A 23,129-nucleotide genomic window follows, 5' to 3' on the forward strand; every position below is an offset into this window, starting at 1 on the left:
CACAGCAGGAATTGCCATTACTGATAAATTCTGAACCGTTCGCTCCTAATTCGTTACATCTTCATCTTTTAATTTCCTGTCGATAATCTTGTTGTTATGCAGCTTGACAGGTTTTCTGTTTTTCTTCATTCGCAGGTTTAGGAATTCCACGAATAAAGAGAAGAAAATAGAGAAGTATAAATAACCTTTTGGTATCGTTCCGACTTCGACATTGGCACCAAATCTAAAATGTGCCAGGTGAGAACCTTCGGCAATAAGCATCACACCAATTAAAATCAGGAATGATAAACCAAGAATTTGTATCGTTGGATGTTCGTTGACGAATTTAGAAACCGGTCCGGCAAAAATCATCATGATTACAATTGAAATCACTACCGCTAAAATCATAATAATCAACGCGCCGGCATGTCCAAATCCACCTTGTTCAGGTTCGGCGTTGCTTACCATTCCGATGGCCGTTAAGATACTGTCGAAAGAAAAAACGATATTCAATAACGCAATCTGAATGATGGCTGCAGATAAACTATTGCTGGCTTTGCCAGTTGTGCCTTCTTCTTCGCCTTCCATTTTGTGATGAATTTCGGAAACCGATTTGTATAACAGGAATAAGCCACCACCAAAAATGATAAGACTTTGTCCTGTAACTCCGGCTTCAAAAAATCCCCAGTCAACATGAAACAGCACTTCCTTTAAACCCATTACCCATGTAATTCCAAACAGCAGGATAATTCTAAACACCATGGCAAGCAATAACCCAACACGTCTTGCTTTTGGCTGGTCTTCGGCTTTTAATTTTCCGGAAACGATAGAAAGAAAAACGATGTTGTCAATCCCGAGAATGATTTCAAGAAAAGTCAGTGTAAGGAGTGCCATCAGGGCATTTGGCGTAAATAAAATTTCCATGTTTTATAAGTTGGTTTGTGTTTAATCTAGTTTTGTTACAGTGCCACGTGATTTTTTGTTGCTTCCCACAAAGGAATATTCAAAAGTATAGCTATTCTTTTCAGTAAACAAAATTTTCATGCTGATAGCTTTTTCTTCGGCCATGTTTTTCGGATGCAGTTTCTGCAGTATGAATTCGCAGTCATTTACCCAACGCACTGAAGCCGAATCGGTTTTTCCGTTATAGGTTTCAATCTGAAGATTTTCTGTACGTGTAAAAGTTGATGTATGTTTTTTGCCATTAATGTCCTGTGTAAATTCAAACTTTCCGGTTTTGAAATCCTGGCAGTTGCGTTCCTTTTCCGAGCAGGAAACGAGTAAAAATGTGAATAGGAGTAAGGTTAGTTTTTTCATTTTTAAAGGTGCTATGGTTCTAAGTCACTAAGGCTCTAAGGTTGAGAAATAAAAACTCAGCACCTTAGTACCTTAGCGCCTTAGTTACTTTTTTAGTTTATCTAATTCATCATCCGTAAAATTCTTAATGCTTTTTTCTTTGGCAAATTTTTCAGCGTTATAACTATTCGATTTGTTCTTCGGAATGGATAGCGAATTCCATTCGGTTTGCTTTAGCATTTTGGCATAAAAAACAATCTGACCAATATGATACGGATAATGCGCCAACTGACGGTTTATGGCTTCCATCACGGAGTGGCCTTCATTGCGAATGTAAATAATGGTTTCAAGTTGGTCAGGAGTTAACGAATTGATAGCGTTGAAAAAACAATCCCAGCCTTTGTTCCAACTAGTCATTAATTCTTCTTTGGTATTGATAGTTTCTTCGAATTCGCTATCTCGATTTCTCCATTCTTTCTCGCCATCAGTAGTCAAGAAATCTGTCCAGCGGGAAAGCATATTGCCCGAAAGATGTTTTATAATAACCGCAATCGAATTGGTGTCTTCATTTACAGAAACGAATAATTGCTCAGGTTCCAATTGCTCGATTGCTTTTTCTCCTATAGTTTTATAATACAGAAGTTGCTTTTTGATGCTTTCTAAATAAATATTATTTATCATGATGAAAAAGTGCGTCGGTTAGTGTTTTGATTCCCTTAAACATAAAATAAACGGCTAAAAAACAGAATGCAATTCCAAAAGCCAATACCAAATAATGCCAAACATTCTGCTTATTGATAAACGCATTATAAATTACGCTTGGTCCAATAAACATTAGTGGCAATGCATAAAGCATATACTTGATTCCTTTGTCTAAAAGTTGTTTGTTGAGAGGCATTTTAAAATTTTATTTGGATTCCGACTCCGTTTTGATTGGCCACTGCGTTTAAGTCAAAATCTACTGAACCCGTATTTTTTAGTCCGTCGTTATAGGATTTGACAGCTTCTTCAATCTTTTTTGACCTTCCGGATAAGACAGGAATAGAGACTGCAACCATGCCAACACCGGCATAGGTCAGTGCAGTTGGATATTTTGTATCTGAAAACAAACCGACAGCCAAATCAATAACTGACAGCGTTACTCCTAATCCAAGCAGCGTTGCACCAATTCCTTCTTTTGATTTTGCCTGCTTATAAAGATGTAGCGCATGCAAATTAGAAGCTAATATTTTCTTAACCTGATAACTCGGAATCTGTTCATTGTTCTGATAGATTTTTCCTTTTTCTAATTTGAGTTCAACAGACGTGGTTTTTTTAAGGGTAAGTCCTTGTGAAAAAGCAGTAAATCCAAATAGTAATGTAAATACTAAAAGTAAGTTTTTCATAGTGTTTATTTATTGTAATTATCAACCGCTTTTCTAACGCTGCCAAATTCTTTTAGCAATTCAGCTGCTTTTTCATACTCGACCGGAATTTCACCCATAATCATTTTCACGCCACGATCAACAAGTTTGTCATTGCTCAATTGCATATCAACCATTTTGTTTCCCTTGACTTTCCCAAGCTGAATCATCGTTGTGGTAGAAATCATATTCAGCACTAATTTCTGAGCGGTTCCTGCTTTCATACGGGAACTTCCGGTTACGAATTCAGGTCCAACCACAACAACTATCGGAAACTTTGCGGTTAACGCTATCGGACTTCCTTCATTGCAGGTAATGCAGCCCGTAACAATGTTTTTTGAATTGCATTTTTCCAAACCGCCGATAACATAAGGCGTAGTTCCTGAAGCGGCAATTCCTATAACAACATCGCTGTCCGTTATGCCGTGTTCCTGTAAATCAATCCAGGCCTGAAGTTTGTCGTCTTCGGCATTTTCTACCGCACGTCGAATGGCTTTGTCACCACCGGCAATAAGTCCGTTAACCAAATCAAACGGAACACCAAAGGTTGGTGGGCATTCCGAAGCATCTACAATTCCCAATCTTCCTGAAGTTCCGGCTCCAATATAGAAAAGCCTTCCGCCGAGTTTCATTTTTTCTACGGTTTTGGCAACCAATGCTTCAATCTGTGGCAATGCTTTTTCCACCGCAAGTGGAACAGTTTTATCTTCTTTATTGATATTGGCTAACAAATCGGCAACCGACATTTTTTCTAAATGTTCGTAGTGTGAGGATTGTTCGGTGGTTTTGGTAAAATTCATTTTTTATTATCTTAAAACGTGATGTGCCAATACATTTTGGACATCATATACATTAACCGATTTATTGAATTGCTTGATGATACTTGGATTTGCTTCGCTTGAAACCCAGATTTTCAACACAGCCTCAAGGTCAAATGTTCCTGCAGTTTCAACACTGAATCTTGAAATACTTTTGTAGATAATAGATTTGTATTCGATTTTGCTTCCAGTAATTCCTTGTTTCTCAACCAAAATAAGTCGTTTGTTCGTGAAAATAAAAGTATCGCGGATAAGCTTGAATCCCAATTCAATTTGCTCTCCTTCAATAAGTAGTTTTTGATACTCTTTAACTAAGGTTTCCTGATCAACTGATCCGGCGTTTCCTAATAATGCAGAAAATAATCCCATAAATTGTTTTTTTATTTCAGAGTGGCTAAGGTACTAAGATTTTTGCTTTTGGCATAAGCCTATTTTAATCTCCGCGGCTAAACTTATATATATCACCACCATTTTTTGAACAGTTAATAAAAAATTGTTTGGGTAAGCCTTTGCTGCAATCAATTACTCTTGTCTTTCTTAAATTGCAGTCTGCTGAATTTGTTGAATAAAGCAATTTGTTATTTTTCAGATAATCGGGCAAATTATCTGGATAACCAACATAATAGTAGCCAAAAAATTTGTTTTTTATGTCATATATTTTGATATTGCTCGTGCCATGGCATATGTCAACATGGGTTTTGAATACAAAAAAGGAAGTGAGAATCTTATACTGTTTTCCTGTATTGGTGCGGACAATCCCCAAATATTTAATGCTGGTTTTATTGCAGTTTTTTAAACCTGACAAATCATAAGTGTATTGCTTCCCAATACTATTTGCCTTTAAAGCTTTTAGCTCAAGTCTTTCGAGTTTGTCACATTCCGGACATTCTCTATTGATTACTGTAAACGAGCTTAAAACTACCAGACATAAAATTATTAATACTATTTTACGGGTTGTTTCCATAGGCTAAATTTACAAAGTTTTTGCTTTTGGTTTAATCTAAAATCCTCTACGTTTTTTTTCATTTTCATAGGAAGTATATTCTTCATGCAATTTTTCATATGACTTAGCTTTATCCTTGTCCTTGGCAATCACTTTTCCTTTTCTGTACATGCTGGCTAATTCTAAATACGTTTTGCTTTCAAAATAAGAACCTTTCATATACCATTCTTTTTTTGAATACAATGAGGTTATATAATCGGGTTGTAAGCTTTTCGAAAACCATTCAAAAGCCTTTTGCTCATCGGGAGCGATAGCATAGGACACATGCATTTTTTTTCTAAAATTCTTAATTCCTCCTGTTGAGAGATCTTCGATTATACCATACTTATAAATCATGCCTAAATAATACGCTGCGTTGGGACTGCCTTTGTCAGCTGCTTCTGTAAATGCCGCGATTGCCTTTTCCGGGTTTTCTCCTGCCACACTTTTCACACCACTATAAGTAAAGCTCTTACTGTCATACCACTTGCCAAGTTCTACCATGGCATCTAGACTGCCTAATCTGGCGGCTTCTTTTAAATAAGGAGTGCGTTCTTTTCCTAGTTTGGCTTCCATATCTGACATTATCATGATAGCATCTAAGTTCTTGTTTTTAAAGGCATGATTAAACCATTCCTCTCTTTTTGGGACGAATTTGGTACACCACAAATCATAACTTGAAAGGTATAAAATCATTCGCGCGTTTATATCTCCATTTGTTGCTCTGTCTATTAAGGGATAATAATATAACGTTCCGAATCGTTTTTCTTTATTCTCTCTTTCAATATCATCACTAACTTTTTTCTGTCTTTCGGCTTCTGCTGCTTCTGCTGCCCTTCTTTGTAATTGTGCCGGAGTTGGCGCAAACAGGTCTACAATTCCAGTCGCTACTTCGCTTATTTGCTGGCCTTGCTGATAACCTTTAGTAAAACTGTCGACCGCACCGGAGCCGCTACTTGTCTTCGTGACCATAGGATTGCTAACTGGTTTGCCATCTGTTTTGAAATGTGCTAAAGGATCATTGCCGGAAGTGTTTGCAGGTACACCATTAACTTTCGTTTGTCCGGGATTGGTATTACTTCCTAAAGTGGTATTGGAATTTCCGCTGTTTGATTTTTGAAGTATAGAACTAATTTTACTGGCAGTATCATTATCACTAATACTTACCCAACCAATTCCCGAAGCAGTTGGAGAATTACAACTTGAACCGCCAACAGATTTAGGCTGAAGAGCCATAGTTTGTGTATCGCCAATAGAATAAAAAGTGGCTGAATTACTCTCAAGCACTTTACCTTGACAATTGTATGTCAGTTGCAAATGAATGCTGCTAAACGTTATAGTATTGCAAATGCCTTCGAGCTGTGAGCAGCTATAAAATTTGCCGTTTTGATACCAACCTTTATTTTTGTCAACATCGACCTTAACTAATTCTACGGAATATTCTGTGCCATTTGCGGCCGAATTTATTGTAGAATTGGCAGCAGTTCTCAATAAAGAAATCCGAATGGTTAAAGTATAGGCAAATCCCCGACCATTACTTTGCGTATTGTCAACATATTTCGTAAAAGTCTGTCCGTTAGCAAAATTGGATAATAATGCTAATGCAATCAAAAGGAATTTTTTCATGTATTGGTTAGTTTAATTTTTAAGGAAGGACATTTTAGACTTGAGTCTGCGTAAACTTACCAATAATTTACCGACATCCAACATTATAAAAAACTCGCCAATACAATTCCTAAAATAATCATCGAAACTTTAGCGATGTTGAACTTATGTCCTTCGCTGCTCTCAAAGATAATGGTGGAGGAAATATGGAATAGAATCCCAATGACAACAGCGGTGATTTGAGTGTAGTATTCGTTGAGTATTGGAAGACTATCAGAAACTAAAGTTCCTAATGGCGTCATTATGGCAAAAGTTAGCATGAAGATAAACAGTGCTATTTTATTTAACTGCGCATTCAGAAAAAATGTTGTTAAGATAATGGCAATAGGTAAGTGGTGAATGGCAATTCCGTAAGCTAAATCGTGATGATGTCCAACAGGGAAACCTTCTAATAGAGCGTGAATACACAAACTGATAAAAAGTAACCAAGGTATTTGTGTCAGTTTATCATGTCCGTGAACGTGTCCGTGTTCGGCACCTTTGGAAAAGAACTCCAGAATGATTTGGAATAGAATTCCGCACATGATAAAAATCCCAACGCTTTTGTTGTCACTTTCATACACATCAGGAAGCAAATGCATGACGGTTAACGACAATAAAAAAGAACCGCTAAACGCCAATAACAGTTTTAGGTTTTTCTTTGCTTTTGGTTTAAGCAACAAGGCAATTAAATAACCGATAAGTACTGACAGTAAAGGTAATAAGTAATTCATTTGTTGGTTATTCGGTTATTCGGTTATTTGGTTATTTGGCTTTCGAATAACCAAATCCACAAATAACCAAATCCACTTTATTTAAAAATCATTATTAAACGTTCGCTCGTATTCTTGTGGAATTTTTTCAACTTATAATCACCAAAAGTATCCAATAAATAAATCCCGGTTTCGTTCATCATATTCTGGAAATCTTCCAAAGTATAGGCTCTTACTTTTTCGGTAAAATGAAAAGCTTCTCCCTTGTCTTCAAAATCAATTTCTTTAATGATAAAACCATCTATTGCAAAGCGTTTGATGTGAAAAGTGATTCCGTCTATTTCTTTGGTTTCTTCTGGAATTAAATTATCAATCACGACTTGTGAATTCATAAAATCAATCACGGCAAAGCCATATTCTGACAGGCTTTCTTTAATAGCAACCAAAGTTTTTATATCGTCTTCTCTGTTTTCAAAATAGCCAAAACTGGTAAACAAATTGAAAATAGCATCAAACTTTTCATTGAAAGGTACACGCTTGTCATGCACCACAAAATGCAACGTGTCATTCTTGTTTTTATTGGCTTCAGCAATACTGTTCTCAGATAAATCGGCACCAACAACATCAAATCCCAATTGGTTTAAATAAATAGCATGTCGTCCTTTGCCACAAGCCAGATCAAGCACTCTTGCTTTCTCAGGCAAGTTTAAATAATGCGTGAGATTGTCCATGAAAATTTGCGCTTCACGATAGTTTCTGTCTTTGTAAAGGATGTGATAATAAGGCGTATCAAACCACGAAGAATACCAATTTTCTGATTTTGTATTTGTAGTTTGAGATTTTAGATTTTCTGGTGTAGACATTTATTCTTTTCAAATGAATTCTGAACGTGCAAATTTAGTGTATTTTTGCCGATGAATTTATTGGATATGGAGAATTTTAAAATGATTGCCAAAACCTTTTTTGGTTTTGAAGAAATATTAGCTAAGGAATTGCAGCAATTAGGCGCGCAGGATGTTGAAATCGGAACGCGTGCTGTTAGTTTCAAAGGGGATAAGGGTTTTATGTACAAAGCCAATTTGTCGTTGCGTACAGCTTTGAAGATATTAAAGCCGATTTATTACTTCAAAGCGACGAATGACCAGAATTTATACAAAGGCATTCAGGGTATTGATTGGTCGAAATATATCGGCGAAAGCCAAACTTTTGTGATTGATACTACGATTCATTCTGATAATTTCAAGCACTCGCAGTTTGTTTCGCAAAAGGCAAAAGATGCTATCGTTGACCAATTCCGTGAGAAAACAGGGCAACGCCCAAGCATTGATAAGGATTTCCCCGATTTAAGAATTAACATTCATATTGACCGCGACCAGGTTTCGGTAGCACTTGATACTTCGGGTGCTTCGTTACATCATCGTGGTTATAGAACGGCAACGAATATTGCTCCGATTAACGAAGTACTTGCAGCAGGAATGTTGTTGCTTTCGGGTTGGGATGGAAGTTCTGATTTTTTGGATCCAATGTGTGGTTCGGGAACTTTATTAGCGGAAGCCGCAATGATTGCCTGCAATATTCCGGCGAACATCAACAGAAAAGAATTTGCTTTCGAAAAATGGAACGATTGGGATAACGATTTGTTTGACCAGATTATCGATGCGTTGATGAAACGAACCCGTGAATTCCATCATACCATTATTGGTTACGACAAAGCGCCAAGTGCGGTTCAGAAAGCAAAAGACAATATTATGAATGCCAATCTTGACGACTATGTAAGTATCATTCAGGGTGACTTTTTTGACAGTAAAAAAGAAAATACCGGACCATTGCAAATGGTTTTCAATCCGCCATACGGTGAACGTTTGAATATTGAGTTGGAACGTTTTTACAGAGAAATTGGCGATACTTTAAAGAATAATTATCCGAATACTAATGCCTGGTTTATCACGGCAAATCTGGAAGCCTTGAAATTTGTCGGACTACGACCATCACGTAAAATCAAGCTTTTCAACGGAAGTCTGGAAGCGCGTTTGGTAAAATACGAAATGTATGAAGGTAGCAAGAAAGGGAAGTATATGAACTTAGAAGAATAGTTCCCAGTCAATCGTTATTCAATTTCCAAGTAATGTATTCGCCTTCCTGACCTAAATTTAAAAAATTATTGTTTTCCAATATACGCTGTGAAGCAATATTTGAAGGGTCAGTTTTTGCAATTATAGATTTGACATTTTCCTGTTGAAAAGCCCAGAGCGCCATTTGATTTACCGCTTCTTTCATATATCCTTTGCCTTGAAATGCAGGATAAGTTCCATATCCGATTTCAATTTCTCCATCATCATTTGGCGGACCTTTGAAGCATAAGTCTCCAATCATGCAGTTTTGTGCTTTGTCTATTATTGTCCAAAAAGTGTACAATAAATTGTCTTTTGGAGATTCATTAATGGCAGGCAATAGTTTTGTGGTGATAGCATTTTTTACCCTGTCATTAATTGTTCTTGGAATAGGAATAATAGTAAGTCCAAGTTCGTTTTCAAGAATATTATCGGCTATAAGGTAATTTTCCAGTTGGTTTTTAGTAAGGGCAACTATTGAAATCCGAGTTGTTTCTAACTTCATTTGTTGCTACTATTTTCCATTTTTTGTTTCGTAATCTATTGCCTTAATCATGTTTTTTAACTGATTAGCATCAATGCGTTTGGCTTTGATAACTTTATTTCTGTCTAAGATATAAATAACAGGCGTAGAGTAAACATCATACTTCTCAATAGCATTGTTATAATGCGCGCCATCATAAACGTTTATCCAAGGCAACTTGTGTTCGGCTATATATTTCAGATATTTATCGACTTCGTGCTGCATGTAAACGCTGTATACTTTTACGTCTTTCTTTTCTTTTAACAAGTCATTATACTGTTCCAATAGTATCGGGATTTCTTTTTGGCAATGACCGCAATCAACATCCCAAAAAACAAGAACGGTATATTCTGCTTTGACTTCGCTTAACTTGACAAACATTTTGTTAACCTGATCAACATTTTTATAAAAAACATTGGTCATTTCTTCGCTGTTTTTAGCGTCTTCAAATCCCATGGCTTTTAACTTCGGAAAATCTTCGGCCTTTGTCATAAACAAATCCTGAGCAGTAGCACCAACCAATAGCGGCTTTAATTTATCGGCACGCTTGGTAATTTTTTGCACAATATCATTGTCTTCATATATGCCATTGGCTTTTCCGGTTTTAAAATACTTGTCAGACATGTGTACAAATACTTTGTCAAATCCCATTATTTTTGACGTTTCATACTTGTAGGTGAAATGCGCCAGTAAAAGTTTGTAGGTCAGCGTTCCCGGTTTGGTCTTGTCCATTATTTTGTCAATTTCAACAGCAACAGAATCAGGATGCATAACGACAATAGATTCGAAATACCTTTTTATTTTATTATTGAAAAAAGGATTTCTAATGGTGCCATCATCTTTGAAATCGACATTGTCCCAAAAATGTTTTTTATAGTATTTGAATACCTGAATGCTGTCTGGTCTTCCGTTAGAAGCTTTTGGAATGTCCTTGAGAAGTTTTTCCACTTTAAGATTCATCACATCAGCAATATAAGTTCCTTTATGGTCAGCAATAAACTTTTCTTCAAAATCATTAATCTTATTTTCGATTTCTTTTTGTTTGTTATTTAACGCCAGTGTATCTTTCTTGGTCGCCAAGGTTAAAGTTTGCTTATAAGCCTGAAAGTCTTTGTTTTGTTGGTTGATGTATTGCACATAGCTAAAGAAATCATTTTCCAATGGCGAATTTAGTGCTGTTAACTCTTTACCAATATTCTGGCTTGCTTCGGTTTTGAGTTCAAGATTTTGGGTGTTATCATCGACAAAGAAATCAAAGTAGATTCCTTTAGCCTGGCTTACCAAAGAGTAAATTCCCTTATCGAGTTTTCCTTTTCCTTTAAAAACAATCTTTCCGTTTTTGATATTGGTGCAAGTATCCTTGATTAAGGTTTTGTCAAATTGATAAAAGGTTAGATATGCTAAGGTATCCGGAGCGTTTTTTAGATTAATCGTAATCTCATAACCCGATTGGGCTACTGCAAATAAAGAAGAGAAACAAAAAATTGTGGCAAGTAGCAATTTCTTCATAAACAAGCGATATTATTTCTTTAAAATGATTTTAGAAATTCAAAAATAGTGCATTTAAAGACAGCAACAGCACCCTGAATTTTTAAAGTTTACTTAAAATTACAGCCTTATTTCAATCTGACTAAAGGATGATTCAATCCGTTGACGATATTTTTAACCACCTGATATTTGTCAATGCTCTCAAAAAGCTTGGTCAGATTCCTAAAACCATAGGTTCTGGAGTCAAAGCTTGGCGATATTTTACGCAGGTTGGTTCCAATGTTTGAGATATACGCTTCATCATCTTCATTGGCTGAAATATCAAATGCTTTGTCAATAATCGAAAGATTTATTTTTGGAGTAGCATCTGTTTCTTTTACGGCGACTTCTTTTGTACTGGCTTTCTTTTTAGCAACCGGAATTGCTTTTGGTTCCACAAGAAGGTTTTCGGTAAACGTAAAGATTTCACACGATTGAACAAACGCACTTGGGGTTTTCTTTTGTCCGATGCCCATCACAAAAAGACCTTCTTCCCGAATTCTTTTGGCCAAACCGGTATAATCGCTATCACTTGAAACGATGCAAAAGCCTTCGGTGTTTTTGCTGTGGAGAATATCCATAGCTTCGATAATTAGGGAACTGTCGGTAGAGTTTTTCCCTGTAGTATAGGCAAACTTTTGAATTGGACTGATAGAATACTGATTGATAATTTCTTTCCAGCCATTCATATGTTGTTGTGTCCAGTCGCCATAAATTCTTCGAATGGTGGCTTTCCCATATTTGGAAACTTCTTCAAGAATTTCCTTAATTAGTTTGGGCTGGGCATTATCACCATCGATTAAAACAGCGATATTAAATTTTGTGTCTTCCATTATTTGGTTATTTTCTGGAAATAAAGATAACCTTTTTAAAACACTTATGCTGATTATTGATTATCCTACTTCGCGAATGCCTTTTAAAAACAACCAACGCATGAATATCTTTTCACCATCAGGAGTTTTTACTGCCTGGAATTTAGGTGCTGTAAGTGTACCAATGACAAAGGCTGTGATTGGAATATACAAACCCGTTAAGTTGGTATATTTATCTACCAGGAAACGAAACGAAATGAATAGTATTGCAAAGCAAACAAGGTTATAAAGGAAAGCTTTTACTTTTTTGGACATAATATTGAAATTACGAATTACGAATTATTTTTTCTTCTTCTTAGATTCCTCTTTCTTTTTAGCTTTTACCGTGGCTTTGTAAAGCGGAATAAAATAAGAAACGGTATAGTTGAATCCAACACCAAAATCTCCATTATAGGTTCTGTTAAAACCCGGAATATAGAGATTGTCAAAGTTATTGGGACGTTTTTGAGTTACCAATCGGTTTAGCCTAAAACTAAAACCTACGAAGACGTTGTTAAATACTTCGGCTTTCATACCGGCAACGACTTCTATCCATTGTGCTGATAAACCATTAAATTTTTCACCTGAGATGATTACGGGAGATTCTCCTAAATACTGGTTAGGATTATAGACTTGATAGCTATTTAATGTCTGGCTAAAACTACTCACACCATAACGCAATCCAACAGAAATAATGTTCTCCATATTTCCCCAGTTCTGAAAAGAGTTGTAGTCAAATCCCGCTTTTAGATACGTTCCTTTTGTAGTAAAGTTGACTTGGTCATCATTAACCGTTTTGTCTTCATTACCAATTTCGGCAGCCAAATAATGCCTGCGTGTCAAACGATAATCGCCAACCAATTCCAATCCACGGTAATCGGTTTCATAAAACGAACGTGTTAGTTTGAATAAATCAACTCCAACACGCAAACCATAGCGTTCTTTTTTGGGAGGAATGCTGTCTTTTTTTGTCGTAGCTTTCTCTTGTGCATTTCCTAAAAACGAAAGCAACAGTAGGCAAACACTAAAAAAGAATTTTGATATGTGTCTCATTTTCGGTTTCAATGTTTGTTGTTAAAATGTTTATGTCTTGTATCCAAATGCCGTCAGCTATTGCTCCATCCGTTTTGATAACACCAGTTGGAAAAGCATTCAATTCAAAAATGGTTTTGTAACCACAGGCTCTGGAAACAAAAACGTTTTGACGTGTATAATTAAATTGAAGCGAATCTTCATTCGCACCGCTTGAACTTGTGCTGTTTAGTATCAAACTGTATTTGGTTGTATCTTGTGTAATATTCAGCGGCAATTCGAGTTTGTTGCCATTGAAAAGATACCGGTCAGGATCTGTTTCCGGGAGAGATGTATTAAAAACTATAAAATCAGCAGCACCAACTGCTTTGACTTTTAAGTTTACGACAGCCTTCAGATTTGCCGGGTTTGAAACATCATAAAACTCCAATATCAATCGAGGAGTCGTTTCGTCTATGCAGATATCGTCCTTTTCACAGCTTGAAAGGCTTATTGTAATTAGTAACAGGGCAAGTATTTTTTTCATATAATTTATTTTTGTCAGTCTGAGCTTGTCGAAAGACAGTGTGACAAATTTCTATCGTCTTTCCAAAAGTACAACATTTTCCACATGATGCGTTTGCGGAAACATATCTACCGGACGCACGCGTGTCACTTTGTATTGTTCATCCATCAAGGCTAAATCTCTGGCTTGTGTAGCCGAATTACAACTAACATACACAATCTTTTCTGCCCCAATTTTCAGCAATTGCTCCACAACATCTTTATGCATTCCGTCACGTGGCGGATCGGTAATGATTACATCGGGTTGGCCGTGTTGCGCAATGAAATCATCATTAAACACATTCTTCATATCGCCCACATAAAACTCACAATTGGTGATGTCGTTGCGTTTGGCATTTTCCTTTGCATCAGCAATAGCTTCGGGAACGGCTTCTACGCCAATAACTTTTTTGGCTTTTTTGGAAACGAATTGTGCAATAGTTCCGGTTCCGGTGTATAAATCGTAAACGACTTCATTACCTGTCAAGCCTGCAAATTCGCGTGTGATTTTGTATAATTCATACGCCTGATCAGAGTTGGTTTGGTAAAACGATTTGGCGTTGATGCTAAACTTTAAACCTTCCATTTCTTCCAGTATATAATCTCTTCCTTTATACAATTTGATGTCCTGATCGTATAAGGTATCATTCGCTTTACCATTGATTACGTATTGTAGAGAAGTAATCTGTGGAAACGTGGCATAGATATAATTCAATAACAATTCGCGTTGTGATTTATCTTCCTGAAAGAACTGAATCAGCACCATGATTTCTCCCGTTGAAGCGGTTCTAATCATCAGCGTACGCAACAAACCTTCGTGGTTACGAGCGTTAAAGAATGGCATATCGTGTTCGGTTGCAAATTCACGGATTGCATTTCTAATCGCATTTGATGGATCTTCCTGCAGGTGACATTTCTCAATATCCAAAATCTTGTCCCACATTCTCGGAATATGAAAACCTAATGCCGGCTTTTTGCTTAACGATTGATCTTCGGATTGTATTTCTCTTTCGGTTAACCAACGCGTGTCCGAAAACCCAAACTCCATTTTGTTTCTGTAGAAGAATTGTTTCTCCGAACCCAATATCGGTTCAAAGTCTGGCAAGTCAATTTTACCAATGCGTTTCAGGTTGTTATACACTTCCTGATTTTTATAAAACAACTGTTGTTCGTATTTCATATTCTGCCATTTGCAACCACCACAGGCACCAAAGTGCTCACAAACAGGTTCAATTCGGTTTTCAGAATAGGAGTGGAACTTGATGGCTTTGCCTTCAAAATAGGATTTTCTTTTCTTTAAGGTTTGCACATCTACCACATCGCCGGGAACGACATTGGGTATAAAGATGACCTGACCTTCGGGTGCTTTTGCTACCGATACGCCTTTGGCACCGGCATCAAGAACAGTTATGTTTTCAAAGATGACTTTGTTGGTTTGTTTTCTTCCCATTCGGCAAAAATAGGGAAAGAAGAATCAAGAATCAAGAAGCAGGAGAAAAGAATATAGAAAATAGACTTGGGTTTGCTGTAACTAAGATTTTAAAACCAGCTGCGCCAAATATTAAAAAAATGGTGTATTTTAGCACAATCTCTAAAACATAAACAATGAAAAACCTTTTTTTAATTGCGGCGATACTAGTTTGTAGTATTGGAACTGCTCAAGATAAACAAGATGCTAAGCACGCGTCAAAACCTTTAAAATATGGACTTAAATTAGGTTTGAATTTTGCAAAATTAACCGACTCTGATTCTGGGACAACAAGAAATGGGTTGAATGTTGGAGCTTATTTAAATTATAAGTTTGCAGATAAGTTTGCTTTTCAGCCAGAATTGCTATACACAGCCCAGGGAATGAAAGAAGAAGGCACTTCTGAAGGAATTGACCTCAAACTAATTTATAAACTTGACTATATAGCGATACCATTGATGCTTAAATATTATCCGGTTAAAAACTTTAACTTCGAGTTTGGTCCCCAATTAGGATTCAATGTTAAAAAAGAATTAGAAGCAACAGGTAACGGACAGACTTTGACTTTTGATTTAGACGATTTCTTTAATGATAATGGTATTGATGCTAAAACCAATACATTTGATTTGGCACTAAATTTTGGTTTGGGATATGAACTCGAAAATGGTTTGAATTTTAACGGACGTTATTCGTTAGGACTTACTAAAGTTATTGAAGGAGACGATGTAGTTGATAGTAACGGAAACTCACAAGATATTAAGAACTCAGTATTTACCTTTGGGTTAGGATATACATTCAAATAAAAACTAATTTTCATTTAGATAAAAGCAACTTTTGGTGGTTTTTTTATGCTTTAAAGATTAGCGTCTGTTTTGTATATTTGAAAGATAGAAATTAAATTATAATGACAACCCATCTCGCACTTCTCCGTGGCATCAACGTCTCGGGACATAAAATGATTAATATGGTGGCTTTGAAAAAAGCACTTGAAGCCATTGGCTTTACCAATGTGGTAACCTATATTCAATCGGGAAATGTGTTTGTGGATACCGAAGAAGAAAGTCCGGGGAAAGTTGGTTTTTTGATTAAGCAGGAAATCTTTAAGGAGTTTGGGCATGATGTTCCCGTAATTGTCATTGGAAAAGAAGATTTGCAGGCGTGTTTGGATCGGAATAAATTCCTGAACGAAGAAGGCGTCGATTTAAAGAAATTGTATGTTTCGTTTATTTCATCGATGCTGCCCGACAATATGATTACCCAACTCAACTTAAACTTTATAAAGCCAGACGAAATTCAGTTGGATGGCAAACGTATTTATCTGAAATATGATATTTCTCCCGCCAAAACCAGACTCGATAACAAATGGATTGAGAAAAGCATGAATGTGGTTTCTACTACGCGGAATTGGAATACGGTGAATAAACTACTTGAAATGTTCGAGGGAAAATAATTGCCAATTAAAATAATCCTATAATAAATAACAATGATTTCGTAACTTTAGAGAATTATTCTATTATTAAATTTGACAAAAATTTTAAACAATCAACTATCATGAAAAGAAATGCAACCGCAGTTTGGAAAGGTTCCCTAAAAGAAGGAAAGGGAGTGATTACAACACAAAGTACCACATTAAACAACACACAATATTCTTTCGGTTCCCGTTTTGAGGAAGGCGTTGGAACTAATCCTGAAGAACTTGTTGCGGCAGCACATTCGGGTTGTTTTTCGATGCAACTTTCTGCTTTTATTGGTGAAGCGGGATTTACACCGGACAGCATTGAGACCAAATGTGTAATCGACTTACAGAATGGAAGTATCGTTAGTTCTACTTTGACTGTGGAAGCTAAAATCCCGGGAATATCAAATGATACGTTTCAGGAATTGGTTATTAAAGCAGAGAAAAACTGTCCGATTTCAAAACTTTTGAATACAGAAATTAGTTCGACTGCTACTTTACTTTAGTTGATAACTAGTATAATAACTAACCTCATTTCTTTTACAGAAGTGAGGTTTTTTTATTGATTAAAAATGTAAATTAGCTAATAAAATAAAATATCACTATGAGTTCAAAAGCCACATTTAAAAGTGCCATCTCGGGTTTAGAAGCTCCTGAAAATGATAAAATTTCCTGTAAAAGCATCAGAGTTCCCATTCTCAATTTGATAAAAGAAGACCATCCGGATTTAGATATGTCAAAAGATATAACAGTAGGTGAATTGAATATCTACAGAGAAAAATATATTTCAAAGTTTTTAAAATCCGAAGTAGGTGAGTTAAATGATTTGCATAAAAATGTGCTCAAATCATTAACCGATGACAAATCATTGGTTAGAAAAGTAGAAGACGAACCCGACAATAGAACTTTTGGTCAAAGATTAGCGGATAATGTGGCTGATTTTGGAGGAAGCTGGACATTCATTATTTGGTTTTTTGTGGTTATTATGGCTTGGATTGGGGCGAATGTTTTTCTGCTGATGAACAAAGGGTTTGACCCATATCCGTTTATATTATTAAATTTGATTTTGTCCTGTTTGGCCTCATTGCAGGCACCCATAATCATGATGAGCCAAAACCGCCAGGAGCAAAAAGATCGGGAACGTGCCAAGAAAGATTATATGATTAACCTGAAATCAGAATTAGAAATCAGAATGTTAGATGATAAATTAGACCATTTAATAATGCACCAACAGCAGGAATTAATAGAAATACAGAAGGTTCAGATAGAAATGATGAATGATATTTTGAATAGGATTGAGGGGAAGAAGTAGTTATAAGTTATGAGTTATAAGTTATGAGTTTTTGAAAATTTGCAGATTACAACTCATAATTCATAACTTATAATTCATAATTAAGTTTTACTTTTGTCATGGATGATTTCTCTCCAAAAGAAGGAATTGATATTAAAGAATTTAAATTACAAAAAATGTCAGTTTTAGAAAAAATGAGTTCAGCTGAAGCGATTGCTTTAGAAAACAAGTATGGTGCACACAATTACCATCCGTTACCAGTAGTTTTGAGTAGAGGAGAAGGCGTGTATGTTTGGGATGTTGAAGGTAAAAAGTATTACGATTTTCTTTCGGCATACTCTGCAGTTAATCAAGGTCATTGTCATCCAAAGATTGTAGGTGCGATGATGGAACAAGCGCAAACTTTGACGCTGACATCGAGAGCATTTTACAATGATAAACTGGGTATTTACGAAGAATACATCACTAAATATTTTGGTTTTGATAAAGTATTGCCAATGAATACAGGTGCCGAAGCTGTAGAAACCGCTTTGAAACTTTGTAGAAAATGGGCTTATGAGAAAAAAGGAATTAACGAAAACGAAGCACAGATTATTGTGTGTGACGGTAACTTCCACGGAAGAACTACGACTATTATTTCGTTTTCTAATGATGAAAATGCACGTAAAAACTTTGGTCCATACACAGCAGGATTTATAAAAATAGCTTACGATGATTTAGACGCTTTGGAAAAAACGATTACTTCTTCAAAAAATATTGCAGGTTTCTTGGTTGAACCAATTCAGGGTGAAGCCGGGGTTTATGTGCCAACAGAAGGTTATCTGGCGAAAGCCAAAGCATTATGCGAAGCGAACAATGTTTTATTCATTGCTGATGAAGTACAAACCGGAATTGCACGTACCGGAAAATTATTAGCCGTAAATCACGAAAACGTACAGCCTGATATTTTGATTTTAGGGAAAGCCATTTCTGGTGGCGCGTATCCAGTTTCGGCAGTTTTGGCAAATGATGCGATTATGAATGTCATCAAACCTGGCCAACACGGTTCTACTTTTGGTGGAAATCCGGTAGCTGCAGCAGTTGCTATGGCTGCGTTAGATGTGGTGAAAGATGAGAAGCTTGCTGAAAATGCAGAAAGATTAGGCGTTATTTTCCGTAGAGAATTGGCAAAATATGTTGAAACATCCAACATCGCGACTTTAGTTCGTGGAAAAGGATTATTAAACGCTGTTGTAATCAATGATACTGAAGAAAGCGATACCGCGTGGAATATCTGCATGGCTTTACGTGACAACGGATTATTGGCAAAACCAACACACGGAAACATCATCCGTTTTGCGCCGCCATTGGTAATGAATGAAGAGCAATTATTAGATTGTGTTGCTATCATTATCAAGACATTAAAGCAATTTGAAAAGTAATCAACAACCCTTTTTATAAACCAACCAAAAAAAACTTAATTAATTATGGAAGAAAAATTATCATTGAATGACTTAGCTGTTGAAGCTTTAAGAGAAAGTGCCAAGTGGTGTACGTTTTTAGCAATCGTAGGATTTATTTTTATTGCTCTGATGGTAGTCATGGGAGTTTTTATGACAGTCGCAATGACTGCAATCCCGAGTGATCCCTATGGCGGGGCAATGGGTGCAAATCCAATATTGGCTATGAAAGAATACTTTGGTGCGTTTTACATCCTGATGGCATTGCTTTATTTTTTCCCGGTTTATTACTTATACAAGTATGCTAACGGAACAAAACGAGCTTTAGAATCAAGCAATAGCGACGTGCTTTCAGATGCTTTGGTGAATTTAAAATCGCATCATAAATTTTTAGGAATAATGACTATCATCATGATTTCACTATATATTTTAGCAATCATTGGTTTTGTTATATTTTTCGCTAGTATGGCAAGCGGAGGAATGTAATTATTAAAAATATGTTTATTTAAAACCAGCTAATTCAGCTGGTTTTTTTATTTTTGGATTATGAAAAAACTAGTAATTCCATTTACACTTGTGGCCATTATTGTTGGTTTGTATGAACAATCAAAGGCCAAACCCAATGTTTATATTTTATGTATTACTATCGTGATATTCATGTATGGCATTATGAAATTAAGCGCCAAAACGCCTAGTAAAAATCAGGAAGAAAAAGAGGATGACCATGCTGAATAAAGGTGATAAAGTTTCGGTTTTGGATGATGCCATTGATGGTGTTGTGGTTGAAATCAATGGTTCGGAGGTTACTATTGAAACCACTGATGGTTTTAGTCTGACGTTTAAAAGCAGCGAGTTAATTAAGATTGGAAGTGGTAATGCGATGGATTTTAAATTTAATAAAAGCCAGGTGATTAGCGAAAAGGAAGTAGCCAAGCCAAACTATATCAACAAAGAGAAGAAAAACAAAAAAGAAATTCCGCCACCGGAGTTTGATTTGCATATCGAAAAGTTGGTCAAAAACTACAAGTCGATGAACAACTATGATATCCTGACTAAACAAATAGATACGGCAAAATCCCATATTGAATTTGCCATTCGAAACCGAATTCCGAAGATTGTCTTTATTCACGGTGTTGGAGAAGGCGTACTGAAATCTGACCTTGATTTTCTGTTAGGACGTTATGATAATATTGTTTTTCAAGATGCTAATTATCAGAAGTATGGACTAGGTGCAACGGAAGTTTACTTTAAGCAAAACACAAAATAGTGGGAACACAGATTTCACAAATTATCACAAAATAAATCTGTGCGAATCTATGAAATCGGTGTTTAAAATTCTTTTTCTTTGTAGTAATTAATCAATAAATCAACAAACTTACTATAGCTTTCCAAACCGTCTTTTTGTTGGTTGGCTTTTAGGAATTGATCATAAAAAGCGTGAAATCCTTTGTCAATAAAGGTGTCGTATTGTTCCCAAAAAAGCTCACTTTCTTTAAAGTTCTCAATGATTCCGGGATTGATTTTCGGTCTTAACGCTTTGAATTTTTCTTCGTCTTTCATAATCACATTCCCCAGACAATAGCGCAAAGCCACGTTATAAGCAGCATACTGAAAATACAAATCATCATTTTTGATACAGGCCATAAAGCCGATAAAGTTGCATTCGCTTTCGCTGGCAAAGCCAATTTGGTGTGCCATTTCATGACAAACTACATTTGGGAAACCATACATCGGTAACTTGTAATTCACCTGCGATTCATTGGTAAACGGATTTAGATAACCGCCAAAACCCATATAAGTCAAGGGCAAACTAAACAGTGATTTCTTTCGGCTTGGAATTTCATATTTGAAAAAAGGATATTGTTTGGCTAAATTGTCATAACCATTTTGCGTCATGTTGAAAATGCTGTCCTGCGAATACGGATTGGTCACTTTCTGATTTTTGTTGTGCGTAATGGCGAATTGTACTTCGTTGGTTTTGGCAATCAGCTTTTCGGTAAACGCATATAAATCTTCGTTGCTGTATTCTCTTTTGATATTCATTTTCTCAAACAGCGGCAGGCGATAATAATTCAATGCCCAAAGAAGATGAAATATAAAGTAGAAAACAGAAAGGCAGCTTACCACTTTCAGTAGATTATCCTTCCATTGTTTTTGCCATGTTTTTCGGGTTTTCCAGATAGAAATCAACAAATAAACAATTAGAATTCCATACATGATATCGCCAAAAGAGAACGGAATCCAGCCTAAAACGGTGCGCTCAAATCTCGAAGTGAAAACATACAATCCGTTGCTGTAATGGCGTTCAATAGTTTCGGGGAAGAAGGCTAAAACCTTCAGGAAAATGATTTGAAATAACAGAAAAAGAGGAAGTATATATTTGCGTTTCACGTTGCGATTTAAAATGTAAATATAATCACAATATCAATTTGCAAAGCAATTTAACTTTGTAACTTTGCGACTCGACATTTAAAAAAATAGAACTATAATGAGCCAGGAAATTAGAAACCTTGAACCAAAAGTACTTTGGAATAAATTCGCCGATTTGAATGCGGTTCCTCGTCCGTCAAAGAAGGAAGGACGTGTGATTGAATTCATGAAAAACTTTGGTAACAGTTTAGGATTGGAAACTTTTGAAGACGAAATCCGCAACGTAATCATCCGCAAACCGGCAACTCCTGGAATGGAAAACAGAAAAACTGTTGTACTGCAAGGGCATTTGGACATGGTGCACCAAAAAAATAACGACACTAATTTTGACTTCGATACGCAAGGAATTGACATGTATGTTGATGGCGATTGGGTTCGTGCACGCGGAACTACGCTTGGCGCGGATAACGGTTTAGGTGTTGCAGCGATTATGGCCATTTTGGAAAGCAAAGATATTCCGCATCCTGCGATTGATGCGTTGTTTACGATTGATGAAGAAACCGGAATGACTGGCGCTTTGAACTTAAAAGGCGGAATTTTAAAAGGAGAGATACTGTTGAATTTAGATACCGAAGAAGACGATGAAATTGATATTGGTTGTGCCGGTGGAGTAGACGTAACAGCAACCAGAAGTTACAATCCGGAAGAAACTCCGGAAGGCTCTGTTGGTTACACGATAACGGTTAAAGGTTTGAATGGTGGCCATTCCGGAATGGATATTCATAAAGGATTAGGGAATGCCAACAAGATTATGAACCGTTTATTGTTTGATGGTTTTGAGAATTTTGGTTTGCAGATTGCTGAAATCAACGGTGGAAGTTTGCGTAATGCGATTCCGCGTGAAAGCGTGGCGAAAGTGATTGTTGCGGGTATGTATGATGAAGCATTTGTATTTGATATGCAGGAAATCATTAACGATATTAAATTTGAATTTAAGACTACTGAACCCAACTTAGCCATCGAAATTGTAAAAAGCGATTTGCCTGCATCTGTTATGGATTTAGGCGTTCAGGAAGGATTGTTGCGTGCTATTTATGCCGCACACAATGGTGTTTACCGAATGAGTGCTGATATGGCTGACTTGGTAGAAACTTCGAATAATATTTCTAAAGTGGTTGTGAAAGATGGTGAAATTACCATTCAGAATTTAACGCGTTCCTCTGTAGAAAGTTCAAAATTTGATTTGGCTAATGCTTTGCGTTCGGCGTATGAATTGTTTGGTTGCGAAGTTGAATTTGGCGGAAGCTATCCGGGTTGGACACCAAATGTCAAATCAGAAATATTGGATTTATTAGTAAACATCTACGAAAAACAAAATGCTGCTAAACCAAGTGTTGTGGCTTGTCACGCCGGATTGGAATGTGGAATTTTGGGAACCAATTATCCAGGAATGGATATGATTTCGTTTGGGCCAACAATCCACGGTGCGCATAGCCCTGATGAAAGAGCATCGATTAAATCATCACAGAAATTCTGGAAGTTTTATTTAGAGATATTGGCGAATATTCCTGAAAGAAAATAGAGAAAAGAAGCATGAATAAAGAGAAACTTCGTTTAGAAATAGACGAGGTTTTTTTTTGTTAAAATATTGCAGAAAATAATATACTTTTAATACGTATTTTA

29 protein-coding genes are annotated in these 23,129 nt (G+C 36.3%); 10 read left to right on the top strand and 19 right to left on the bottom strand.

Features of this window, described 5'->3' with window-relative positions; genetic code table 11:
- Positions 1–45: 45 nt before the first annotated feature.
- The 11 genes from GS03_RS09110 to GS03_RS09160 form a co-directional block, all read right to left on the bottom strand.
- Positions 46–903 (bottom strand): TerC family protein, encoded by an 858-nt coding sequence (locus GS03_RS09110; protein ID WP_136152229.1) that lies wholly within the window; start codon positions 901–903, stop codon positions 46–48.
- A gap of 21 nt (positions 904–924) precedes the next feature.
- The gene (locus GS03_RS09115; RefSeq protein WP_136152230.1) at positions 925–1,296 is read right to left on the bottom strand and encodes a DNA topoisomerase IV; all 372 of its coding nucleotides are present in this window, start codon (positions 1,294–1,296) and stop codon (positions 925–927) included.
- 84 nt (positions 1,297–1,380) lie between these two features.
- A complete protein-coding gene (locus GS03_RS09120) occupies positions 1,381–1,956 on the bottom strand; it encodes a DUF1572 family protein (protein WP_136152231.1) in 576 nt (191 codons plus the stop codon).
- Positions 1,946–2,173 carry a DUF6095 family protein gene (locus GS03_RS09125; RefSeq protein ID WP_136152232.1) on the bottom strand — a complete coding sequence of 76 codons (228 nt, stop codon included), beginning with the start codon at positions 2,171–2,173 and terminating at the stop codon, positions 1,946–1,948. Before GS03_RS09125 ends, GS03_RS09120 begins: the two co-directional genes overlap by 11 nt.
- 1 nt (position 2,174) lies before the next feature.
- Complete coding sequence (locus tag GS03_RS09130) at positions 2,175–2,660, bottom strand: hypothetical protein (RefSeq protein WP_136152233.1); 486 nt, start codon at positions 2,658–2,660, stop codon at positions 2,175–2,177.
- A gap of 5 nt (positions 2,661–2,665) precedes the next feature.
- Positions 2,666–3,478, bottom strand: coding sequence for an N-acetylmuramic acid 6-phosphate etherase (gene murQ, locus GS03_RS09135; protein ID WP_136152234.1), 813 nt, complete (start codon positions 3,476–3,478; stop codon positions 2,666–2,668).
- A 6-nt stretch (positions 3,479–3,484) separates the two neighbouring features.
- On the bottom strand, positions 3,485–3,865 hold the full coding sequence (locus GS03_RS09140) for a PH domain-containing protein (RefSeq protein ID WP_136152235.1): 381 nt from the start codon (positions 3,863–3,865) through the stop codon (positions 3,485–3,487).
- Between the two features lie 64 nt (positions 3,866–3,929).
- Positions 3,930–4,460 carry a hypothetical protein gene (locus tag GS03_RS09145; RefSeq protein ID WP_136152236.1) on the bottom strand — a complete coding sequence of 177 codons (531 nt, stop codon included), beginning with the start codon at positions 4,458–4,460 and terminating at the stop codon, positions 3,930–3,932.
- Positions 4,461–4,496: 36 nt separating this feature from the next.
- Positions 4,497–6,104: a tetratricopeptide repeat protein gene (locus GS03_RS09150; protein WP_136152237.1), complete on the bottom strand. Its 1,608-nt coding sequence runs from the start codon at positions 6,102–6,104 to the stop codon at positions 4,497–4,499.
- Positions 6,105–6,187: 83 nt separating this feature from the next.
- Complete coding sequence (locus GS03_RS09155) at positions 6,188–6,856, bottom strand: ZIP family metal transporter (RefSeq protein ID WP_136152238.1); 669 nt, start codon at positions 6,854–6,856, stop codon at positions 6,188–6,190.
- A 77-nt stretch (positions 6,857–6,933) separates the two neighbouring features.
- A complete protein-coding gene (locus GS03_RS09160) occupies positions 6,934–7,698 on the bottom strand; it encodes a class I SAM-dependent methyltransferase (protein ID WP_136152239.1) in 765 nt (254 codons plus the stop codon).
- Between the two features lie 66 nt (positions 7,699–7,764).
- Between GS03_RS09160 and GS03_RS09165 the strand changes: the two genes are divergently transcribed.
- Complete coding sequence (locus GS03_RS09165) at positions 7,765–8,928, top strand: THUMP domain-containing class I SAM-dependent RNA methyltransferase (RefSeq protein WP_136152240.1); 1,164 nt, start codon at positions 7,765–7,767, stop codon at positions 8,926–8,928.
- A gap of 7 nt (positions 8,929–8,935) precedes the next feature.
- On the opposite strand, the gene GS03_RS09170 is transcribed toward GS03_RS09165, so the two are convergent.
- The 7 genes from GS03_RS09170 to rlmD form a co-directional block, all read right to left on the bottom strand.
- The gene (locus GS03_RS09170) at positions 8,936–9,451 is read right to left on the bottom strand and encodes a GNAT family N-acetyltransferase (protein WP_136152241.1); all 516 of its coding nucleotides are present in this window, start codon (positions 9,449–9,451) and stop codon (positions 8,936–8,938) included.
- A 9-nt stretch (positions 9,452–9,460) separates the two neighbouring features.
- On the bottom strand, positions 9,461–10,978 hold the full coding sequence (locus tag GS03_RS09175; protein ID WP_136152242.1) for a TlpA family protein disulfide reductase: 1,518 nt from the start codon (positions 10,976–10,978) through the stop codon (positions 9,461–9,463).
- Positions 10,979–11,085: 107 nt separating this feature from the next.
- Positions 11,086–11,829 (bottom strand): NYN domain-containing protein, encoded by a 744-nt coding sequence (locus GS03_RS09180; protein ID WP_136152243.1) that lies wholly within the window; start codon positions 11,827–11,829, stop codon positions 11,086–11,088.
- A gap of 60 nt (positions 11,830–11,889) precedes the next feature.
- A complete protein-coding gene (locus tag GS03_RS09185; RefSeq protein ID WP_136152244.1) occupies positions 11,890–12,123 on the bottom strand; it encodes a hypothetical protein in 234 nt (77 codons plus the stop codon).
- Between the two features lie 24 nt (positions 12,124–12,147).
- Positions 12,148–12,900 (bottom strand): DUF6048 family protein, encoded by a 753-nt coding sequence (locus GS03_RS09190; RefSeq protein WP_136152245.1) that lies wholly within the window; start codon positions 12,898–12,900, stop codon positions 12,148–12,150.
- A complete protein-coding gene (locus tag GS03_RS09195) occupies positions 12,872–13,405 on the bottom strand; it encodes a DUF6452 family protein (RefSeq protein WP_136152246.1) in 534 nt (177 codons plus the stop codon). The genes GS03_RS09190 and GS03_RS09195 overlap by 29 nt, the downstream gene beginning before the upstream one ends.
- Before the next feature lie 51 nt (positions 13,406–13,456).
- A complete protein-coding gene (gene rlmD / locus GS03_RS09200; protein WP_136152247.1) occupies positions 13,457–14,872 on the bottom strand; it encodes a 23S rRNA (uracil(1939)-C(5))-methyltransferase RlmD in 1,416 nt (471 codons plus the stop codon).
- A 155-nt stretch (positions 14,873–15,027) separates the two neighbouring features.
- On the opposite strand from rlmD, the gene GS03_RS09205 reads away from it, so the two are divergent.
- The 8 genes from GS03_RS09205 to GS03_RS09240 all read left to right on the top strand — a co-directional run bounded on the left by GS03_RS09205 (position 15,028) and on the right by GS03_RS09240 (position 20,343).
- Positions 15,028–15,693: a porin family protein gene (locus GS03_RS09205; RefSeq protein WP_136152248.1), complete on the top strand. Its 666-nt coding sequence runs from the start codon at positions 15,028–15,030 to the stop codon at positions 15,691–15,693.
- A 101-nt stretch (positions 15,694–15,794) separates the two neighbouring features.
- Positions 15,795–16,340, top strand: a complete 546-nt coding sequence (locus tag GS03_RS09210) for a DUF1697 domain-containing protein (protein WP_136152249.1) — start codon at positions 15,795–15,797, stop codon at positions 16,338–16,340.
- 101 nt (positions 16,341–16,441) lie between these two features.
- Complete coding sequence (locus GS03_RS09215) at positions 16,442–16,852, top strand: OsmC family protein (protein ID WP_136152250.1); 411 nt, start codon at positions 16,442–16,444, stop codon at positions 16,850–16,852.
- Positions 16,853–16,950: 98 nt separating this feature from the next.
- On the top strand, positions 16,951–17,658 hold the full coding sequence (locus GS03_RS09220; protein WP_136152251.1) for a DUF1003 domain-containing protein: 708 nt from the start codon (positions 16,951–16,953) through the stop codon (positions 17,656–17,658).
- A 155-nt stretch (positions 17,659–17,813) separates the two neighbouring features.
- Positions 17,814–19,058 carry an ornithine--oxo-acid transaminase gene (gene rocD, locus GS03_RS09225; RefSeq protein WP_136152252.1) on the top strand — a complete coding sequence of 415 codons (1,245 nt, stop codon included), beginning with the start codon at positions 17,814–17,816 and terminating at the stop codon, positions 19,056–19,058.
- 45 nt (positions 19,059–19,103) lie between these two features.
- Complete coding sequence (locus GS03_RS09230; RefSeq protein ID WP_136152253.1) at positions 19,104–19,562, top strand: DUF5362 family protein; 459 nt, start codon at positions 19,104–19,106, stop codon at positions 19,560–19,562.
- A 60-nt stretch (positions 19,563–19,622) separates the two neighbouring features.
- Positions 19,623–19,811, top strand: coding sequence for a hypothetical protein (locus tag GS03_RS09235; RefSeq protein ID WP_136152254.1), 189 nt, complete (start codon positions 19,623–19,625; stop codon positions 19,809–19,811).
- The gene (locus GS03_RS09240; protein WP_136152255.1) at positions 19,801–20,343 is read left to right on the top strand and encodes a Smr/MutS family protein; all 543 of its coding nucleotides are present in this window, start codon (positions 19,801–19,803) and stop codon (positions 20,341–20,343) included. Before GS03_RS09235 ends, GS03_RS09240 begins: the two co-directional genes overlap by 11 nt.
- Before the next feature lie 62 nt (positions 20,344–20,405).
- Here the strand turns inward: GS03_RS09240 and GS03_RS09245 are convergent, their stop codons facing one another.
- Complete coding sequence (locus GS03_RS09245) at positions 20,406–21,467, bottom strand: DUF3810 domain-containing protein (RefSeq protein ID WP_136152256.1); 1,062 nt, start codon at positions 21,465–21,467, stop codon at positions 20,406–20,408.
- 97 nt (positions 21,468–21,564) lie between these two features.
- Here GS03_RS09245 and GS03_RS09250 point away from each other — a divergent pair, with 97 nt between their 5' ends.
- On the top strand, positions 21,565–23,028 hold the full coding sequence (locus tag GS03_RS09250; RefSeq protein ID WP_136152257.1) for an aminoacyl-histidine dipeptidase: 1,464 nt from the start codon (positions 21,565–21,567) through the stop codon (positions 23,026–23,028).
- Positions 23,029–23,129: the final 101 nt, after the last annotated feature.

Source organism: Flavobacterium sangjuense (assembly GCF_004797125.1).
In the GTDB taxonomy this organism is placed as follows: Bacteria; Bacteroidota; Bacteroidia; order Flavobacteriales; family Flavobacteriaceae; genus Flavobacterium; species Flavobacterium sangjuense.

Coding starts and splice junctions, on each gene's coding strand:
- GS03_RS09110 (WP_136152229.1), bottom strand. CDS start 903: ATGGAAATTTTATTTACGCCAAATGCCCTGATGGCACTCCTTACACTG.
- GS03_RS09115 (WP_136152230.1), bottom strand. CDS start 1,296: ATGAAAAAACTAACCTTACTCCTATTCACATTTTTACTCGTTTCCTGC.
- GS03_RS09120 (WP_136152231.1), bottom strand. CDS start 1,956: ATGATAAATAATATTTATTTAGAAAGCATCAAAAAGCAACTTCTGTAT.
- GS03_RS09125 (WP_136152232.1), bottom strand. CDS start 2,173: ATGCCTCTCAACAAACAACTTTTAGACAAAGGAATCAAGTATATGCTT.
- GS03_RS09130 (WP_136152233.1), bottom strand. CDS start 2,660: ATGAAAAACTTACTTTTAGTATTTACATTACTATTTGGATTTACTGCT.
- murQ (WP_136152234.1), bottom strand. CDS start 3,478: ATGAATTTTACCAAAACCACCGAACAATCCTCACACTACGAACATTTA.
- GS03_RS09140 (WP_136152235.1), bottom strand. CDS start 3,865: ATGGGATTATTTTCTGCATTATTAGGAAACGCCGGATCAGTTGATCAG.
- GS03_RS09145 (WP_136152236.1), bottom strand. CDS start 4,460: ATGGAAACAACCCGTAAAATAGTATTAATAATTTTATGTCTGGTAGTT.
- GS03_RS09150 (WP_136152237.1), bottom strand. CDS start 6,104: ATGAAAAAATTCCTTTTGATTGCATTAGCATTATTATCCAATTTTGCT.
- GS03_RS09155 (WP_136152238.1), bottom strand. CDS start 6,856: ATGAATTACTTATTACCTTTACTGTCAGTACTTATCGGTTATTTAATT.
- GS03_RS09160 (WP_136152239.1), bottom strand. CDS start 7,698: ATGTCTACACCAGAAAATCTAAAATCTCAAACTACAAATACAAAATCA.
- GS03_RS09165 (WP_136152240.1), top strand. CDS start 7,765: ATGGAGAATTTTAAAATGATTGCCAAAACCTTTTTTGGTTTTGAAGAA.
- GS03_RS09170 (WP_136152241.1), bottom strand. CDS start 9,451: ATGAAGTTAGAAACAACTCGGATTTCAATAGTTGCCCTTACTAAAAAC.
- GS03_RS09175 (WP_136152242.1), bottom strand. CDS start 10,978: ATGAAGAAATTGCTACTTGCCACAATTTTTTGTTTCTCTTCTTTATTT.
- GS03_RS09180 (WP_136152243.1), bottom strand. CDS start 11,829: ATGGAAGACACAAAATTTAATATCGCTGTTTTAATCGATGGTGATAAT.
- GS03_RS09185 (WP_136152244.1), bottom strand. CDS start 12,123: ATGTCCAAAAAAGTAAAAGCTTTCCTTTATAACCTTGTTTGCTTTGCA.
- GS03_RS09190 (WP_136152245.1), bottom strand. CDS start 12,900: ATGAGACACATATCAAAATTCTTTTTTAGTGTTTGCCTACTGTTGCTT.
- GS03_RS09195 (WP_136152246.1), bottom strand. CDS start 13,405: ATGAAAAAAATACTTGCCCTGTTACTAATTACAATAAGCCTTTCAAGC.
- rlmD (WP_136152247.1), bottom strand. CDS start 14,872: ATGGGAAGAAAACAAACCAACAAAGTCATCTTTGAAAACATAACTGTT.
- GS03_RS09205 (WP_136152248.1), top strand. CDS start 15,028: ATGAAAAACCTTTTTTTAATTGCGGCGATACTAGTTTGTAGTATTGGA.
- GS03_RS09210 (WP_136152249.1), top strand. CDS start 15,795: ATGACAACCCATCTCGCACTTCTCCGTGGCATCAACGTCTCGGGACAT.
- GS03_RS09215 (WP_136152250.1), top strand. CDS start 16,442: ATGAAAAGAAATGCAACCGCAGTTTGGAAAGGTTCCCTAAAAGAAGGA.
- GS03_RS09220 (WP_136152251.1), top strand. CDS start 16,951: ATGAGTTCAAAAGCCACATTTAAAAGTGCCATCTCGGGTTTAGAAGCT.
- rocD (WP_136152252.1), top strand. CDS start 17,814: ATGTCAGTTTTAGAAAAAATGAGTTCAGCTGAAGCGATTGCTTTAGAA.
- GS03_RS09230 (WP_136152253.1), top strand. CDS start 19,104: ATGGAAGAAAAATTATCATTGAATGACTTAGCTGTTGAAGCTTTAAGA.
- GS03_RS09235 (WP_136152254.1), top strand. CDS start 19,623: ATGAAAAAACTAGTAATTCCATTTACACTTGTGGCCATTATTGTTGGT.
- GS03_RS09240 (WP_136152255.1), top strand. CDS start 19,801: ATGCTGAATAAAGGTGATAAAGTTTCGGTTTTGGATGATGCCATTGAT.
- GS03_RS09250 (WP_136152257.1), top strand. CDS start 21,565: ATGAGCCAGGAAATTAGAAACCTTGAACCAAAAGTACTTTGGAATAAA.